Annotated in this window: 13 protein-coding genes and 1 tRNA gene; 4 read left to right on the top strand and 10 right to left on the bottom strand. The window is 68.2% G+C overall.

Features of this window, described 5'->3' with window-relative positions; genetic code table 11:
* Positions 1-21: 21 nt before the first annotated feature.
* The 4 genes from thrC to argS form a co-directional block, all read right to left on the bottom strand.
* Entirely contained in the window at positions 22-1,131 is a 1,110-nt protein-coding gene (gene thrC, locus GWK18_RS02840) for a threonine synthase (RefSeq protein ID WP_166833073.1), read from the bottom strand.
* A gap of 96 nt (positions 1,132-1,227) precedes the next feature.
* Positions 1,228-2,556, bottom strand: coding sequence for a homoserine dehydrogenase (locus tag GWK18_RS02835; RefSeq protein WP_167739237.1), 1,329 nt, complete (start codon positions 2,554-2,556; stop codon positions 1,228-1,230).
* A 175-nt stretch (positions 2,557-2,731) separates the two neighbouring features.
* The gene (lysA, locus tag GWK18_RS02830; protein ID WP_166833190.1) at positions 2,732-4,231 is read right to left on the bottom strand and encodes a diaminopimelate decarboxylase; all 1,500 of its coding nucleotides are present in this window, start codon (positions 4,229-4,231) and stop codon (positions 2,732-2,734) included.
* 83 nt (positions 4,232-4,314) lie between these two features.
* Entirely contained in the window at positions 4,315-5,967 is a 1,653-nt protein-coding gene (gene argS, locus GWK18_RS02825; RefSeq protein WP_166833069.1) for an arginine--tRNA ligase, read from the bottom strand.
* Positions 5,968-6,071: 104 nt separating this feature from the next.
* Between argS and GWK18_RS02820 the strand changes: the two genes are divergently transcribed.
* Positions 6,072-6,144, top strand: a tRNA-Arg gene (locus GWK18_RS02820).
* 38 nt (positions 6,145-6,182) lie between these two features.
* On the opposite strand, the gene GWK18_RS02815 is transcribed toward GWK18_RS02820, so the two are convergent.
* Positions 6,183-6,575, bottom strand: coding sequence for a hypothetical protein (locus tag GWK18_RS02815; RefSeq protein WP_123825243.1), 393 nt, complete (start codon positions 6,573-6,575; stop codon positions 6,183-6,185).
* Between the two features lie 157 nt (positions 6,576-6,732).
* Between GWK18_RS02815 and GWK18_RS02810 the strand changes: the two genes are divergently transcribed.
* Complete coding sequence (locus GWK18_RS02810) at positions 6,733-11,046, top strand: DUF3418 domain-containing protein (protein ID WP_166833067.1); 4,314 nt, start codon at positions 6,733-6,735, stop codon at positions 11,044-11,046.
* A gap of 108 nt (positions 11,047-11,154) precedes the next feature.
* Here GWK18_RS02810 and GWK18_RS02805 read toward each other — a convergent pair whose 3' ends face one another.
* Positions 11,155-11,583 (bottom strand): HIT family protein, encoded by a 429-nt coding sequence (locus tag GWK18_RS02805; RefSeq protein ID WP_123825267.1) that lies wholly within the window; start codon positions 11,581-11,583, stop codon positions 11,155-11,157.
* A 69-nt stretch (positions 11,584-11,652) separates the two neighbouring features.
* Positions 11,653-12,327 carry an MBL fold metallo-hydrolase gene (locus GWK18_RS02800; protein WP_166833065.1) on the bottom strand — a complete coding sequence of 225 codons (675 nt, stop codon included), beginning with the start codon at positions 12,325-12,327 and terminating at the stop codon, positions 11,653-11,655.
* A gap of 159 nt (positions 12,328-12,486) precedes the next feature.
* Here GWK18_RS02800 and GWK18_RS02795 point away from each other — a divergent pair, with 159 nt between their 5' ends.
* Together GWK18_RS02795 and GWK18_RS02790 are read left to right on the top strand one after the other, a co-directional pair.
* The gene (locus GWK18_RS02795; RefSeq protein ID WP_166833063.1) at positions 12,487-12,963 is read left to right on the top strand and encodes a transcriptional repressor; all 477 of its coding nucleotides are present in this window, start codon (positions 12,487-12,489) and stop codon (positions 12,961-12,963) included.
* 8 nt (positions 12,964-12,971) lie between these two features.
* Positions 12,972-14,009, top strand: coding sequence for a diacylglycerol kinase family protein (locus GWK18_RS02790; RefSeq protein ID WP_166833061.1), 1,038 nt, complete (start codon positions 12,972-12,974; stop codon positions 14,007-14,009).
* On the opposite strand, the gene GWK18_RS02785 is transcribed toward GWK18_RS02790, so the two are convergent.
* Genes GWK18_RS02785 through GWK18_RS02775 form a run of 3 tightly spaced genes read right to left on the bottom strand, consistent with a single transcriptional unit; the run spans position 13,931 to position 16,877 of the window.
* Entirely contained in the window at positions 13,931-14,917 is a 987-nt protein-coding gene (locus GWK18_RS02785; RefSeq protein ID WP_166833059.1) for a metal ABC transporter permease, read from the bottom strand. The genes GWK18_RS02790 and GWK18_RS02785 overlap by 79 nt on opposite strands.
* Positions 14,914-15,747, bottom strand: coding sequence for an ATP-binding cassette domain-containing protein (locus tag GWK18_RS02780; protein ID WP_166833057.1), 834 nt, complete (start codon positions 15,745-15,747; stop codon positions 14,914-14,916). Before GWK18_RS02780 ends, GWK18_RS02785 begins: the two co-directional genes overlap by 4 nt.
* Positions 15,747-16,877, bottom strand: coding sequence for a zinc ABC transporter substrate-binding protein (locus GWK18_RS02775; RefSeq protein WP_245192744.1), 1,131 nt, complete (start codon positions 16,875-16,877; stop codon positions 15,747-15,749). Before GWK18_RS02775 ends, GWK18_RS02780 begins: the two co-directional genes overlap by 1 nt.
* Positions 16,878-16,926 lie beyond the last annotated feature (49 nt).

Here is a 16,926-nt window from a genome sequence, read left to right as displayed (position 1 = left end):
CGCTGCACCCACGGCCGGGCCTCAGTCCAGTCCGAGAGCGGCGGCCACGGAGACGACGTCGAAGTCCACGCGCTTGGGTTCGGCCGCGGTGGGGTCCTCGAGTTCGGCACCCTTGACGGCCCACTGCGGGTCCTTGAGGCCGTGACCGGTCACGGTGATCACGATCTTGGCGCCGGTGGGGGCGGCTCCCTCACGATACTTCTTGATCAGACCGGCCACGCCCGCGGCAGACCCGGGTTCCACGAACACGCCGTCGCGGGAGGACAGGAAGCGCTGTGCTTCGATGATCTGTTCGTCGGTGACGGATTCGATCAGGCCGCCGGATTCGTCACGGGCGCCGATGGCCGAGTCCCAGGAGGCGGGGTTGCCGATGCGGATGGCCGTGGCGATCGTCTCCGGCTGGTCGATCGGGTGCCCCGCGACCAACGGTGCGGCTCCGGCCGCCTGGAAACCCCACATGACGGGGGTCTTGGTGGCCACGGCGGGCAGTTCCTCGCCGACGGCATTGACGTAGGGCCGGGAGTACTCCGTGTAGCCCTTCCAGTAGCCGGTGATGTTCCCGGCGTTGCCCACGGGCAGGATGTGGTAGTCCGGGGCGTCCCCGAGCGCGTCCACGACTTCGAACGCCGCGGTCTTCTGGCCTTCGATCCGGTAGGGGTTCACGGAGTTGACCAGGAACACGGGGTAGGAGTCGGAGAGCTTGCGCGCGACCTCCAGGCAGTTGTCGAAGTTGCCGTCGATCTGGATGATGTCGGCACCGTGGGCCACCGCCTGGGCCATCTTGCCCATGGAGATCTTGCCTTCGGGGACCAGGACGGCGCAGCGCATCCCGGCCTGCTTGGCGTAGGCCGCGGCAGAGGCGGACGTGTTGCCCGTGGACGCGCACACGACCGCCTTGGCGCCTTCCTCCTTGGCCCGCGTGATCGCCATGGTCATCCCGCGGTCCTTGAAGGAGCCGGTGGGGTTCATGCCTTCGAACTTGACCCACACCTGGTTGCCGGTCAGTTCGGACAGCGCCCGCGCCTGGATCAGCGGGGTCCCGCCCTCCCCCATGGTGACGACGGGGGTCGAGTCGGTGACCGGGAGGCGGTCGCGGTATTCGTTGATCACGCCTTGCCACAGGTGGGCCATGGGTTCATCTCCTGGACTGAAAGAGCTGGACTGAAAGAGGTAGTGAAAGAAGTTTGGTGTGAAAGTGGTCTGGACTGGAAACAGTGACGAGTGCGGTCAGTCGGCGCTTTCGACCCGGATCAGACCGCGCAGGTCCAACACCTCGTCGAGTTCACGGATGGTCTCCACGGTACGCACCAGGTCCGCGTTGCGCGCGCGGTGGGTCACGATGCGCAGTTCGGCCAGGCCCTCTCCCGGGCGTTCGGGGGCATCGGGGAGGTCACGCTGCTGCATGGTCGAAATGGACACGCCGTGCTGTGCGAAGACCGTGGAGATCGCCGCCAGCACTCCCGCGCGATCCGGGCACAGCAGGGTCAGGGAGAAGCTGGTCCGCACGTCGTCGACGTTGGTCGCGGGCAGTAGCGCGTGGAAACTCGGGGCGACGGCGGGGCCACCGGCCACAGAGCGACGCAGGGCGGCCACAAGGTCGCCCATGACCGCCGATGCGGTGGGCGCCCCACCGGCACCGGGCCCGTAGAACATGAGTTCTCCGGCGTTCTCCGCCTCCACGAACACGGCGTTGAACGCCCCGCGAACACCGGCCAGAGGATGCTGGCGGGGAATCATGGTGGGGACCACGCGCAGATTCACACCGGTGGTGGACGGCGCACCCGAAACGCCGGAGCCGTCGTCGGGGGTCTCGGAGGTGACCCGCTCCGCCACGCCGAGCAGCTTGATGACGTAACCGGCGTCCCGTGCCGCCTCCACGTCCTCGGCCGTGACCCCGGTGATCCCGCGGCAGTACACGTCATCGATCGTGTAGGACGAGTGGAAGGCGATGGACCCCAGGATGGCGACCTTGGATGCGGCGTCGTGGCCTTCGATGTCGGCGGTTGGGTCGGCCTCCGCGTAGCCCAGGCGTTGGGCCTCGGCCAGGGCGTCGTTGAAGTCGGCACCCGTGGAGTCCATCTGGTCCAGGATGTAGTTGGTGGTCCCGTTCATGATGCCCAGAACGCGGTTGACCTTGTCCCCGGACAACGAATCGAGCATCGGGCGCACGATCGGGATGGCCCCGGCGACCGCGGCTTCGTAGGAGAGGCTGGTCCCCGCCGCCTCCGCGGCCGCATGCAGTTCGGTGCCGTGTTGGGCCAGCAGCGCCTTGTTGCCGGAGACCACCGGTTTGCCCGCACGCAGTGCAGACAGGATGCGGGTGCGGGCGGGTTCGATTCCGCCGGTCAGTTCCACGACGACGTCCGCCGCCTCGATCAGGGCCTCCGCGTCGGTGGTCAGGAGTTCCTGGGGCAGGTCCACGGTGCGCGGTGCCGACACGTCACGAACCGCGATTCCGATCAGTTCCGGGCGGGCTCCGATCCGGTCGCCGAGCTCCTCGGAGTCCTCGAGCAGAATGCGGGCGACCTCGGCCCCCACGTTCCCGGCCCCCAGCAGGGCGACCCTGACGACGGGTAGATCGGCCCCGCGGACGGCAGATGTCGATTCTGCAGTGTGGGGCGCGGGCGAGGTTTCGGAATCCGGTCGGGACACGTGGGGCTCCAGAGGTCTAGCGGGGCACAGCGGGCGTGGGTCGAGGGATCGACGTCGGGTGGTTCCGGCGGCGAGCGGGTTAGCTCATGCGGGCGAACAGGTCCTGTTCCGTTTCACCGCGGACGATGACCCGGGCTTCCGGCACGCCGTCCACGGTTCGGACGGCCACCACCGTGGGGCGCGGCAACCAGTTGTAGTTGCTCGACAACGCCCAGCAGTACGCACCGGTTGCGGGCACCGCCAACAGGTCGCCGGGGGCGAGATCGGCGGGAAGGTAGGTCGAGTTGACCACGATGTCTCCGGATTCGCAGTGCTTGCCGACCACGCGGGAGAACACGGGTTCCGAGTGGTTCTCCCCCGCCCGTTCGTCGGCGACGACGACGGAGTAGTCGGCGCCGTAGAGCACGGGCCGGGGATTGTCGGACATGCCACCGTCCACGGAGACGTAGCGGCGCTGACGGCCGGGTTCCACGGTCACACCCTTGAGCGTTCCCACCGTGTAGAGCGTCACCCCGGAGGGCCCGGCGATCGCACGGCCGGGTTCGACCGACAGATGCGGGACGGGCAGGTCCAGGCGCCGACAGGTCTCCCCCACGGACTCGGCCAGGGCCTGGGCGACGTCGCGGGCGGAACGCGGCGTGTCCGCCTCCGTGTACGCGATGCCGTACCCACCGCCCAGATCCACCTGGGGCAGGCTGACACCGAACTTGTCCTTGACCTCCGCCATGAAGCTCAGCACGCGCTCGGCGGCCTGCGCGAACCCCTCCGCGGAGAAGATCTGGGAACCGATGTGGCAGTGGATTCCCTGCAGGTCGATGTTCGGGTGGGCAACGCAGGCGCTCACCGCGCGCATGGCTGGGGACGCTTCGGTCCCGGCCGCGTCCCGTTCCGGTCCGCCGGCGTCTTCCGGGGTTTCGGCAGCGGCAAGTGACAGTCCGAACTTCTGGTCCTCGTGGGCGGTCGCGATGAATTCGTGGGTCTCGGCGTGGATTCCCGGGGTGACCCTGAGCATCACGGAGGCCGTGACACCCAGTGTGCGGGCCAGTCGGCCCACGAGTTCGATCTCCGGGAGGGAGTCGACGACGATCCGGCCGATGCCCGCATCCAGGGCGCGGGTGATCTCCGCGGCCGACTTGTTGTTGCCGTGCAGCGCCATGCGCGCGGGGTCCATGCCACCGCGCAGGCCGCAGGCCATTTCCCCGCCGGAGGCCGTGTCCAGGCACAAGCCCTCTTCGCGGACCCACCGGGCGACCTCCGGGGTCAGGAGGGACTTGCCCGCGAAGTACACGGAGACCTCGGCACCGATCCCGGCGAAGGCCTCCTCGAAGGCCTCGCGGAAGCCGCGGGCACGTTCGCGGAAGGTGTCCTCGGAGACCACGTAGAGCGGGGTTCCGTAGGTCTCGGCCAGGGACGTCGCACTGATTCCCGAAACGGTCAGTTCGCCCGTGTCGGCCCGCCCGAAGGCCTCCGGCCAGATGGTGCGGTCGAGGTCGTCCCAGGCACCCGGGACGGAGAGCCATTCGGGAGCCAGGTGATTGGCCCCGGTCTGCCAGGTGTCCTCCGCTACGGGTTCGACCACGGGAACGGGACGCAGCCGGAAGCCCGTGGTGACGACGTCGTTCTCGTCGTCGTACTGGTCGAATTCCTCGAAATTGCTCACCGTCACATCCTTTCGGGCGCCGACACACCCAGCAGTTCCAGGCCGTTGGCCAGGACCTGCCGGGTGGCGTCGTTGAGCCACAGGCGGGTGCGGTGGGTGTCCGTGACCGTTTCCTCCGCCTGCGGGGTCACACGGCAGGCACCGTACCAGCGGTGGTAGGCGCCCGCGAGGGCCTCCAGGTGGCGGGCCACCCGGTGCGGTTCCCGCAGGGCTGCGGCCTCCGCCACGACCGACGGGTAGGCACCCAGCGCGGCGAGCAGTTCACCTTCGGTCTCGTGGGTGAGCAGCGCGGCGTCGAAGGCCTCCCGGGTCACCCCGGCGGCTTCGGCATTGCGGTCGACGGCGCAGGTCCGGGCGTGCGCGTACTGGACGTAGAACACGGGGTTCTCGTTGGAGCGCTTGGCCAGCAGGTCCAGGTCGATGTCGATGTTGGAGTCCACCGAGTAGCGGGTCAGCGAGTAGCGAGCGGCGTCCACTCCGACGGCTCCGACCAGGTCCTCCATGGTCACCACGGTGCCCGCGCGCTTGGACATCCGGACGGCCACGCCGTCCTTCACCAGGTTGACCATCTGGCCGATCATGACCTCGACCTTGGCGGGGTCGTCCCCCAGGCTCGCGGCCACCGCCTTGAGGCGGGCGACGTAGCCGTGGTGGTCCGCACCGAGCATGTAGATGCACAGGTCGGCCCCGCGGTCACGCTTGTTCTTGAAGTACGCGATGTCCCCGGCGATGTAGGCCGCGGCACCGTCGGACTTGATGACCACTCGGTCCTTGTCGTCCCCGTGGTCGGTGGAGCGCAGCCACCAGGCGCCGTCCTTGAAGTAGAGGGAGTCCTGCTCCTTGAGCTGTTCGAGCAACGTGTCCACCGCGCCGTCCTCGAACAGCGAGTTCTCGTGGAACCAGACGTCGAACTCCACGCCGAACTCCCGCAGGGACTCCTTGATGTCGCCGAACATGAAGTCCACGCCCGCGGCGCGGAAGGCCTCCTGCGGGTCCTCGGAGTCGAGTGCCTCCGGGTTCTGGGCCAGGATCCGGTCCGCGATCTCGGCGATGTAGGCACCGCCGTAACCGTCCTCGGGGGCGGGTTCGTTGCGGGCGGCGGCCAGCAGCGACTCGGCGAACCGGTCGATCTGGGCACCGTGGTCGTTGAAGTAGTACTCGCGGGTGACCGCCGCGCCCTGGGATTCGAAGACCCGGGCCAGGGAGTCCCCCACTGCCGCCCACCGCGTGCCGCCCAGGTGAATGGGGCCGGTCGGGTTGGCGGAGACGAATTCGAGGTTGATGGCCTGCCCGGCCATCGAGTCCGAACGACCGTAGGCGTGGCCCTGGTCCATGACCGTGCGGGCGAGCTCCCCGGCAGCGGCGGCGTCCAACGTGATGTTCAGGAAGCCGGGCCCGGCGATGTCCACGGAAGCGACGCCGTCGAGCGCCTCCAGACGGCCCTTGAGGATCTCGGCCACCTCACGCGGCGGACGACCGACCTTCTTGGTCAGCTGCATGGCGATGTTGGTGGCCCAGTCGCCGTGGTCCCGGTTCTTGGGACGTTCGACCTTCACGGGAGGCAGTTCCTGGCCCTCGGCCAGGGAAAGTTCTCCCTGGGCAACACTCTCGCCCAGGCATGCGGATACGGCGGCACTCAGTTCTTCGGGGGTCACCGGGACAGTGTATCCGGAAGGTGTCGCGCCCCCGCTGGGTCAGTGACACCGTCTGACCGGTGATACAGTCTTGGGGTCCGTCACGGTGATCCCGCGACGGTCATGCCCGAGTAGCTCAGTGGATAGAGCGCTTGCCTCCGGAGCAAGAAGTCGTAGGTTCGAATCCTATCTCGGGCACTTTTCATGCCCTCTTGCCCCCGACTCGGCGCCTGCCCTCAGCGGAAGCGGCTGCCCGCTCCGCCGTCGTCCTCCGGACTGAACCGCGTGGGGTGGAAGCTTTCCAGGTCGTAGTCCGTGAACGCCTCCTCGCCCCAGGCCTCGTCCAGGGCACGGTCCTCGTCTGTCACGGCATCGGTGTTGGCCTGTCGAAGCCAGAAACCCCAGAAGATCAGGACGCCGCTGACCACCAGGGCGATGGACCCGAAGATCGCGGTGAACCACCCACGTCCCGTCATCGGAACCGGATCGATCTCCGCGGTGGCCCGTGCCACGTGGATCAGTCCCTCCGGGAACATCCACGTGGCCATGAACAACAGGACGATGCCGACGCCGAACATCGTGCCTCCGACGGCCTGCCGCCGACGGCGTTGGTCGGGCGTTCGGGTCATGGCGGATCGGCTCCAGAGATGGTGTTCCAGGGATGTACGGTCAGGCGGTGAGGTGCGAGGGGCTACCGCACCGGGTCCCGGCCCGACCATCCTAAGGGCGCACGCTGACCGCTGAACCATCCCGATCCCTCGTGCCGCGCCGTAAAATGGTGCGGCAATGACCAACACCTCCCCCGGCACGTCCCCGGAGCCCACCGCCCCGTCCGCTCCGCCCACGATCGTCTATCCCCAGAACCTGCCCGTCTCCGCGCGTCGGGAGGACATCCAGGCCGCCATCCGTGAGCACCAGGTGGTCGTGATCGCCGGTGAAACGGGGTCCGGCAAGACCACGCAGATCCCCAAGATGTGCCTGGAGATGGGCCTGGCCGAACGCGGCCTGATCGGGCACACCCAGCCACGACGGATCGCGGCGCGCTCGGTCGCGGACCGGATCGCGGAGGAACTGGGACAGAAGGTCGGCCAAACCGTCGGGTACCAGGTGCGGTTCACCTCCGAGGTGGGCCAGGATTCCAAGATCAAGCTCATGACGGACGGCATCCTGCTGGCCGAGATCCAGCACGACCGCCTGCTGCAGAAGTACTCCACGATCATCGTGGACGAAGCCCACGAGCGGTCCCTGAACATCGATTTCCTGCTGGGCTACCTGAAGAACGTCCTTCCGCAGCGCCCGGACCTCAAGGTCATCATCACCTCGGCCACGATCGACCCGGAGCGCTTCGCCAAGCACTTCCACCAACCGCTGCCTTCGGGTGCCGCCGAGGGCACAGAACCTGAACCGGCCCCCGTGATCGAGGTCTCGGGCCGCACCTACCCGGTGGAGATCAGGTACCGTCCGCTGACCGCCGAGGCCTCCTCCTTCGACGACGTCGCGGAGGGCGACTCCCCGACCGGTGCCGACGCCGGTTCCCCCGCCACCGACCGCAGCGGTCCGCGCGCGGGCAGCGCCCGGATCTACGAGGAGGACCGGGACCCGATCGACGCCGTCCTGGAAGCCGTCGAAGAACTCGCGCGGGAGGAGCCGGGCGACATCCTGGTGTTCTTCCCCGGTGAGCGTGAGATCCGCGACGCCCAAGAGGCCCTCGAGGGCCTGGTCAAGGGCCACCCGAGGTTGGGCGGAACCGAGATCCTGCCGCTGTTCGGCCGCTTGACGATGGCCGAACAGCACAGGGTGTTCACCTCCCCCCAGGGCGGTGTGGGGACGCGCCGGATCGTCCTGGCCACCAACGTGGCCGAGACCTCTTTGACCGTTCCAGGGATCAAGTACGTGATCGACCCCGGGACCGCGCGCATCTCCCGCTACTCGACGCGCACCAAGGTGCAGCGGTTGCCGATCGAACGGATCTCGCAGGCCTCGGCCAACCAGCGGGCCGGGCGGTCGGGGCGCGTGTCGGACGGAATCTGCATCCGCCTGTACTCGCAGGAAGACTTCGAGTCCCGCCCCGAGTTCACGGACCCGGAGATCCTGCGCACCAACCTGGCCTCGGTCATCCTCCAGATGACGGCAGCGGGCGTGGTCGCCGGCCCCGACGACATCGCGCGCTTCCCGTTCGTGGAACCGCCGGAGTCGCGGGCGGTCAAGGACGGCGTGGCGTTGCTCCGGGAACTCGGTGCGCTGCGGACCTCCGCGGGCTCCGGCCGCGGGCGTCCCGACGACGGCGAGCACGGCTCGGCGGGCCGGGGAGGACGCCGTCGTCGTGGGGGCCGCGGACGACCGGCGACCAACTCACCCCTGACCGCGACCGGCCGGGCCTTGGCCGCGCTGCCCGTGGACCCACGGCTAGGCAGGATGATCGTGGAAGGCCAAAGCCGTGGCTGTGCCCGTGAAGTGATGATCCTTGCGGCGGCCCTGACCGTGCAGGACCCCCGCGAGCGTCCCCAGGACAAGCGCCAGGTGGCCGACGAGTTCCACTCCCGGTTCCGGGACAAGACCTCCGACTTCTCTGGATACCTGCTGTTGTGGCAGCACCTGCAGGAGCAGCAGGACGAGCTGTCGAGTTCCGCATTCCGTCGCATGTGCCGGCGGGAGTTCCTGAACTACCTCCGCATCCGGGAGTGGCAGGACCTCTACGCACAGCTGCGTCAGATGGGCAGGACGGTGGGCATCGACGTGGGCCGGTCCCGGGAGATCGACCCGGCCGGCGCCACGGAGAGCGTTCACAAGTCCCTGCTCGCCGGCCTCCTGAGCCACGTCGGGGTGCGGGACGAACGCACCCGTGACTACCAGGGGGCCCGCGGAACCAGGTTCTCGATCTTCCCGGGCTCAGACCTGTTCAAGAAGCGACCCGACTTCGTGGTCTCCGCGGAGCTGGTGGAAACCAGTCGGCTCTGGGCCAGGACCAACGCCGCCGTCGAACCCTCCTGGATCGAGGAAGTGGCCGGTGACCTGGTCAAACGCAGTTACGCCGAACCGCACTGGTCCCGTTCCCGCGGAGCGGTCATGGCCAAGGAACGGGTCACGCTCTACGGGGTTCCCCTGGTCACGGACCGCCCCGTCGGGTACTGGCGGGTGGACCCGGAGACTTCGCGCGAGTTGTTCATCCGGCACGCGCTGGTGGAAGGTGACTGGGAGACCCGGCACCGCTTCGTGGCGCGCAACCGCGCCAAGCTCGCGGAAGTCGAGGAACTCGAGAACCGGCTGCGGCGGAAGGATCTGAAGGCCGACGACCAGGCACTGTTCGAGTTCTTCGACGCCCGTGTCCCCTCCGAGGTCGTGTCCCAACGCCACTTCGACACGTGGTGGAAGAAGGCCCGCCAGGACCACGAGCACCTCCTGGACTTCGATCCCGACGCGTTGATCGACGACGACGCCGCGGACTGGGACGACGCCGCCTTCCCCCGCCAGTGGGTGCAGGCCACGGAGGGCGGTCAGCTGACCCTGGACCTGGACTACACGTTCGCGCCGTCGGCCCCGGGCTCGAACTCGGCCGGTTCGCAGTCACGCCGTGCGGACGGTGTGACGGTCCGCGTCCCCGTGCTGTTCCTCAACCAGTTGTCCCCCGAACCCTTCAAGTGGCAGATCCCGGGGCTGCGGACCGAACTGGTCACCGCGCTCATCAAGTCCCTGCCCAAGGCGGTGCGGAAGAACGTGGTTCCCGCTCCCGACGTCGCACGGCAGGTCGTCGAGCTCCTGGCAGCGGAAGCGGATCCGGCCACGGACGACCTGGAATCCGCTGTGGAGTTGGCGCTGCGCCGTCTGCGCGGTGTGGTCGTCGAGCCCGGGTCCTGGGACTGGTCGCGGGTGCCCGAGCACCTCCGGATGCACTTCGAGGTGCGCGATTCCCGCAACCGTGTCCTGGGTGAGGGCGAGGACCTGGACACCCTGCAGATCCAACTCAGGGACCAGGTGCGTCAGGCCCTCGCACAATCTCTGGGAACCACCGCGGACGCTCTTCCGGACGCGCCCAGCCCGGCCCGCGCGAAAGCAGCCTCCACGCGCAACGGCGGCCGTGGCCAGGACTCCGAGGCCGGTTCGCGCTCGAAGGGCTCCCGTGGCGGCGGGTCCGCGGATGCGAACCAAGGTTCTCCGAACGCGCTCGAACGCGACGGAGTGACCGAGTGGCCGTCCGAGGACCTGCCCAGGAAGGTCAACACCGTCGTTGCCGGGCAGCGCATCACGGGCTGGCCGGCCCTGGACGCCACACCCTCCCCCGGTGCAACCCGCTCCACGGGTAAGGAGCCCGCCCGCTCGAAGGACGGGTCGGCGGACGGGCCCACGGCACAGGTTCGGGTCTTCACCACGGCGGAGGACCAGCGCGCTGCCCAACGCCGCGGCACCATCGCCCTGCTGCTGCGGCGTCTGCCCTCGACCCAGCGCTACGTCTCCGACCACCTGAACAACCGCGAGAAGCTCGTGTTCACCCAAAACCCGCACGGGTCCGTGGAGGCACTCATCACGGACTGCACCCGCGCCGCCGTCGACAAGCTGGTTCCGGCCGAGCCGCCGTGGACACGTGCGGAGTTCGACGCACTCTTCGACCTCGTGCGGGCCAACCTGATCGACACGGTCTTCCAGGTCACCGCCCTGGTGGCTCAGGTCCTGACCGACGCCAACACGGTGCGCAAGCTCATCAAGCGGCCGTCGTCCATGGCCGCGGTCAACGCGTTCGCCGATCTGCGCGAGCAGTTGGACCGGTTGGTCGATCCGGAGTTCGTGACCCGCACTGGGTGGGCGAATCTGCAACATCTCCCGCGTTACGTCAAGGCCATGCAGGTCCGGGTGGACAAGCTGGTGGGGGCCTCCGCGATCCAACGGGACACCACCAACATGCTTGAAGTACAGTCGCTCGAGGACGAGCTGGACGCTGCCGTCAACGCTGTACCCGCCGGGCTTCCCGTCCCGGCCGCCTTGGCCGCCGTCGAGTGGGAACTGCAGGAACTGCGGGTGTCCTTCTTCGCCCAGGAGCTGGGAACGGCCCACACGGTGTCCGCCAAGCGCATCCGCAAGGCCTTGCGAGACGCCACCCGCAGCTGATCCACGCCCCACGGAGGCCCGGAGGAACTTCGCGCACGGAATTCTGCCAATCCGAGGGGGTGATCGGCAGAATTCCGTGCGCAAAGTCCTACGGTCGCTGCGCTTCGGTCAGCTCTGCGGGACCTGCTGTTCGTGTCCCGCGCTGCGAAGGGCCTGGCGGATGCGCTCCGCGGACTGCTCCATGAGTTCCGGATCAGGGTTCTGATCGACGTTGGCGAAGTCGAACTCCTCGATGGAGTTCGTGGGCCACACGTGGATGTGGCAGTGCGGGACCTCGAAGCCCTGGATCATCTGCCCCACCCGCTTGGGCGACCAGACCTGGTCCTGCGCCTGTCCGATGACCTGGGAGACCTTCATGAGATGCGCGGCCAGCTCGGGCTCCAGGTCCAGCCAGTGATCGACCTCTTCGCGCGGGACCACCAACGTGTGTCCCTGGGCCAGCGGTGCGATCGACAGGAACGCCACGCAGCGTTCGTCCTGCCAGACGAACCGGCCCGGGATCTCGCCGTCGATGATCTTGGTGAAGATGGTGCTCATGAGTCTCTCCTCGGGTTGACGCTCGGCGGGTTGACGCGCGGCGGGGCTGCGGGGCACTGCGGACCTGGGTCAGACCTGGACCGTGGTCCCGGTCGCCAGGTGGGTGTAGGTCGTGCCGTACTTGGCGGCGAAGGCGGTGACCTGCTTCTCCACGATGCCGAAGCCGTTGTCGGAGAGCAGCGCGTCGTGGATCTGGTAGGCCTGCTCCGCACCCACGGCGATGAGGAAGTCGATCACCTCTGACATCTTGGACCACGGCGCGTGCAGCGGCACCAGGACAGTGCTGGGTTCGATGTCGTGCGGGACCACCAGGCTGTCGCCCGGGTGGTAGAGCCGGTCGTTGAGCAGGTAACCCACGTTGTCCACTGTGCGGATCAACGGGTGGATCAGGGCGTGCTGGCCGCCGAAGGTGTTGACCTTGACCCCGCCCAGCTGCAGTTCGGTCTCGGCGTCGACGTCGTGGATCCGTTCGTTGCCGGAGGGGTCGGCAGCCGCCTCCCCCAACGTCTCCCGCAGGTCCGCGGCAACGGATCCCGGCGCCCAGACGTGGACGTCGCGGTCCTGCCGGAGCCGCTCGGGAACCCGCTCGGGATCCAGATGATCGGGGTGCGTGTGGGTGATGAGCACGTGGTCGGCACCGGTCATGGCGTCCTCGACCTCGGAGAAGTTCCCCGGGTCGATCACCAGCGTGGTGTCGCCCTCCTGGATGCGCACACACGAGTGGGTGAACTTGGTCAGTTCCATGGCGACCTCCTGCACAGGTCTGGGCTCCGGTTGGTCCGCCACCAGCCTAGCGAGCGTCGCACGCGCCCCCCCAGCGCGACCGTCGCGTCGCCGGATACCCTGGAGGAACCCCCAGCGCCGTATCGGCCCGCAGGATCCAGCGTCTTCAGGAGAGAATTCGTGAGTTCGGCAGACTCCGCACCACCCCCCACGGGGCAGGCAGAGCCCACCACCGGTCAGGCCCGCAACACCAAGCAGCGCCGCGCCGTGCGCGCCGCCCTGAACTCCCGCACGGATTTCATCTCGACCCAGGAGTTGCACAGCCGTCTCCGCGACCGCGGCGAGCGCGTCTCCCTGGCCACCACCTACCGCGTGCTCCAGTCCCTTGCGGAAGCCGGGGAGGTGGACGTCCTCCGCAACGACGACGGCGAGGCGATCTACCGTCGCTGCGAAGCAGAACACCACCACCACCATCTGGTCTGCCGCGCGTGCGGAGCGACCGTGGAGCTGGAAGCTCCGGCCGTGGAGGCCTGGGCGGAACGCACGGCCAGTGCGCACGGTTACACGGACCTGGACCACACGCTCGAGATCGTCGGTCTGTGCCGGCAGTGCCGCGCGGACACCGGTCGCACGGCCAACTCGGACGACCGAGGGTGAGGCGGCCCGTGAACACTGTGCAGGCCTCCGGACCCGTCGACGCGCGGCTGATTCTGCTGGTCGGAGATCTCACGGCCAAGAACGGTCGGATTGCTCGCGCCGCCCGTACAGCGGCGGCCGTGTTCCGGGCCAACGGGTACAGCACCCAGATCCTCGGCACGCAGCCACCCGAGGGTGAGCCCGGGACCATGGCCACCTGGAGCGCTTCCCTGCGGCACGCCTTGACCGACCTGGCGGAGGCTCCGTGCGCCGTCGTGGCCGTGGGTGGAGACGGCATGGCCCACCTGGTGCTCAACGTGCTGCTCGACCGCGCCGCCGAGCGGGGTACGAGAATCCCCTTCGGGCTGGTTCCGTGCGGTTCCGGCAATGATCTTGCGCGGCACTGGGGTACTCCTCACGACGACCCAGAGGCCGCTGCCGGGCGCATCCTCAGGCGCCTGGACCTCGGGCCCGTGCCCATGGATCTGGGGCGGGTCCGGTTCGACGACGGGTCGACGGCCTGGTTCGCCACCGCACTGTGCGCAGGGATCGACGCTGCCGTCAACCAGCGGGCCAATCGGTGGAAGCGACCGGCGGGTTCCCTCAAGTACCTGTTCGCCCTGGCCGTGGAGGTGGTGCGACACCCGCCGCACATCTACGGCCTCGCCGTCACACCGACCCCGGAGCCCTCAGAGTCTCCGCGTGATCTGTCCGCGCCGACACCGGAACGCACCGGGTCGTCCTCCCTGCAGTGCAGGGAGGCGCTCATGGTCAACGTGGCCAACACGTCGTCGATCGGTGGCGGTCTGCGCATTGTCCCGGAGGCAGACCCCACCGACGGGCGCCTCCATCTGTTCGTGGTGGACCCGCTGACCAGGCTGCGGTTCCTACGGCTGTTCCCGTCGATCTACACGGGTGACCACGTCAGCGTCCGCCAGGTTGAGATCACACCGGTGAGTCACGTGCGCATCACCGGCCAACACGTGGTTTATGCCGACGGCGAGCCGCTGGGCGAGCTACCCGTGACCGTTGACGGAGTGCCCGGCGCCGTCCCGGTGTTGCTGTAGCCGTCGTCGCCGGTGACGTGACCGTGGGCGTCGTCGGTCCCCGTGCGGCCACCGCTGGAGGTCCTGATCTTCCGGAGGGCCCAGGAGCCGACCCAGATCAGGAATGAAATGGTGGTCACGTAGGGGCTGATCGGCAGTGCGCCGCCCAGGGCCAGGAGGATGCCTCCCACCATGGCCGTCTCCGCGAACACCACGGACAGGATCACGATCTTGACGGGCGAGGCGGACAGGTTCATGGCCGCCGCCGCGGGCGAAATCAGCAGCGCCAGCACCAACAGGGCACCGACGATCTGCACGGACAGCGCGACCGCAACCCCGAGCAGCAGCATGAAGAGGATCGACAGGCCACGCATGGGCAGCCCCCGTGCTTGCGCCACGAACGGGTCCGTGCTGGCAAACGTCAGGGGGCGCCAGACCAACAGCAGCCCGCCGATCACCACGGCGGAGAGAACGGCCATGGACACCAACTGGACGTCGTCCACGGACACGATCTGCCCCGTGAGCAGCGCGAACCGATTGGCACTGCGCCCCTGGTAGAGGGCCAGCGCCAGGATTCCCACGCCCAGTCCGAACGGCATCAGTACGCCGACCACGGAGTTGGATTCCCGGGACTGCGCCCCCACGACCCCCATGATCACGGCAGCAAGGATCGAGCCCAGGAGCGACCCTGTGACGATGTCCGCGCCCACCAGCAGTGCAATCGCCCCACCCGCGAAGGACAGTTCGGCGATCCCGTGGACGGAGAATGCCATGTCACGCATCATCACGAACGTGCCGATCATCCCCCCCACCAACCCGATGAGTGCACCGGCCCAGATCGAGTTCTGCAGCAGAACCAGCAGTTCCCCGTAGCGCTCGAAGACGAACACGGAGCCCACCAGGTTCTCCCAGGTGACGTCCCAGTTCACAGGACCACCCCTTCCGGTCGTTCGGGTGCATGGCAGTGGTCCAGGACCTCGGTACCGACCACCAGAACACGGCCCGCCACGTTCATGACCTCGACGCGCGTTCCGTAGAGGTCGGAAAGGACCTCGGAACGTAGCACCTCCGACGGCGTGCCGATGCGGAAGGACCCGTTGGCCAGGTAGAGCACGCGGTCGACGTCGTCGATGATCGGGTTGACGTCGTGGGTCACGAACAACACAGCGGCACCCGTACGGTCACGCTGTTCCGCCACCAGACTCGCAAGTTGCTGTTGCCGACGAAGGTCCAGGGAAAGCAGGGCCTCGTCGAAGAGGAGCAGGCCCGGGTCCGTGGCCAGTGCCTGCGCCACCCGGAGTCGCTGTTGTTCACCCCCGGAGAGCTCGCCCACCGGGGCGTCCGCGTAGTCGAGCGCCCCCACGCGCTCTAGGAGGGACTCGACCTTGGCACGGTGAGCCCGTCGGCCCAGGACCCTCAGACCCCACCGGTGACCGTCCAGTCCCATGCCCACCAGGTCGCGCCCCCGCAACGGGGTCCGGTCGTCGAAAGCCCGCTGTTGGGGGACGTACCCGATGTCCGTGCAACCCCGCCGGGCGGGGTGTCCGGCCACCTGCACGGAGCCGTGGCTGAGCCGCTGCAGGCCGAGCAGGACGCGCAGCAGGGAGGTCTTTCCGGTCCCGTTCCCGCCCAGCACGGCGATGTGCTCACCAGGCTGGATGTCCAGGTTCAAGCCCTTCCACAGCGAGCGGTGACCGAAGGAGAGGGCAGCGTCGTGGAAGGAGGCCACCGGCTGCACGGCCTGCGACTGTGCGCTCATCAGGATCCACTCGCTTCCGTCGAAGCGGGGTGGTCCGTAGGGGCGGTGCCCTTGCCCAACGTTCGCTCCAGGTGATCCACGTTCTCGCTCATCCAGCTCAGGTAGTCCTGGTCATCGGGAACGGACTCGCTGTACGCCAGCACGGGCAGGTCGGCGCCCTCCGCTTCGGCCCGTAGATCGTCACTTTGCCCGGTGGACGTTTGTTCGTTGTAGGCCAGCAGTGCCAGGTCGGATCCCCCACCGTCTCCCGTGATCATCGTGCGAACGTCCTCGTAGACCAACGGCGAGGCATCGGTGCCGTCCTCGACAGCCACGGCGAAGGCCGTCGGTGTCACGTTGTGCAGCCCCGCGTCCTCCAGGAGGTAGTCGGCCACGGGTTCGGTCGCCAGGTAGTCACCGGAGAGCCCCAGTTCGGTCACGCGGTGGTGCAGTTCCTCGGCCGAACCCCGGAAATCCTCCGCGTTGCCCGTGTAGTCCTCGGCGTGCCCGGCGTCCAGAGCGCCGAGTTCCCCGGCCACCGCCCCGGCCAGCGACCCCATGGCGTCCAAGTCGTACCAGACGTGTTCGTTGAACGAACCGTGGTCGTGTCCGCTCGACGCACCGTGCTCGTCGGAATGCTCGTCGGAATGCTCCTCGGAATGTTCGTCTGCGTGTTCGTCGTCGTGCTCATCGCCGTGTCCGCCAGCGGAGTCGGTAGCCTCCTCCAGTCCCGACACCTCGACGGCGTCGACGACCGGTGCGTCCGTTTCCGCGGCCAGGTCCTCCATGAAGGCGTCGTACCCGCCACCGTTGAGCACCACCAGGTCGGCGTCACGCACCGTGAGTTTGTCCTGCGGAGTCGCCTCGTAGGAATGGGGGTCCTGGGTGGGTGAATCAATCACCGGAATGACCTCAACGCCGGAGCCGATACGGTCACCCGCCACCTGCTCCACCACATCCGCGTAGGTCGCCGTCGTGGTCACCACGGTGATCACGTCGTCATCGGACTGCCCTTGCCCTCCCGAGCAACCGGCGAGCGCCAGCGACCCGATGCCCACCAAGGCGGCCACGCCGCGGCGGGTGCTGCTACCCGAGGGTGAACCGCGCCTGGGCTTCGTGGACTGACGTGGGGTGTTGTTTCGGAGACGCAAGAGTCTGTCCATTTCTAAGCGGCCCGGGGCCGCGGTGCATCAAGCAGCG

Source organism: Kocuria sp. JC486, from assembly GCF_011602805.1.
GTDB lineage: Bacteria > Actinomycetota > Actinomycetes > Actinomycetales > Micrococcaceae > Kocuria > Kocuria soli.
This window is presented reverse-complemented; position numbering and strand designations above follow the sequence as displayed.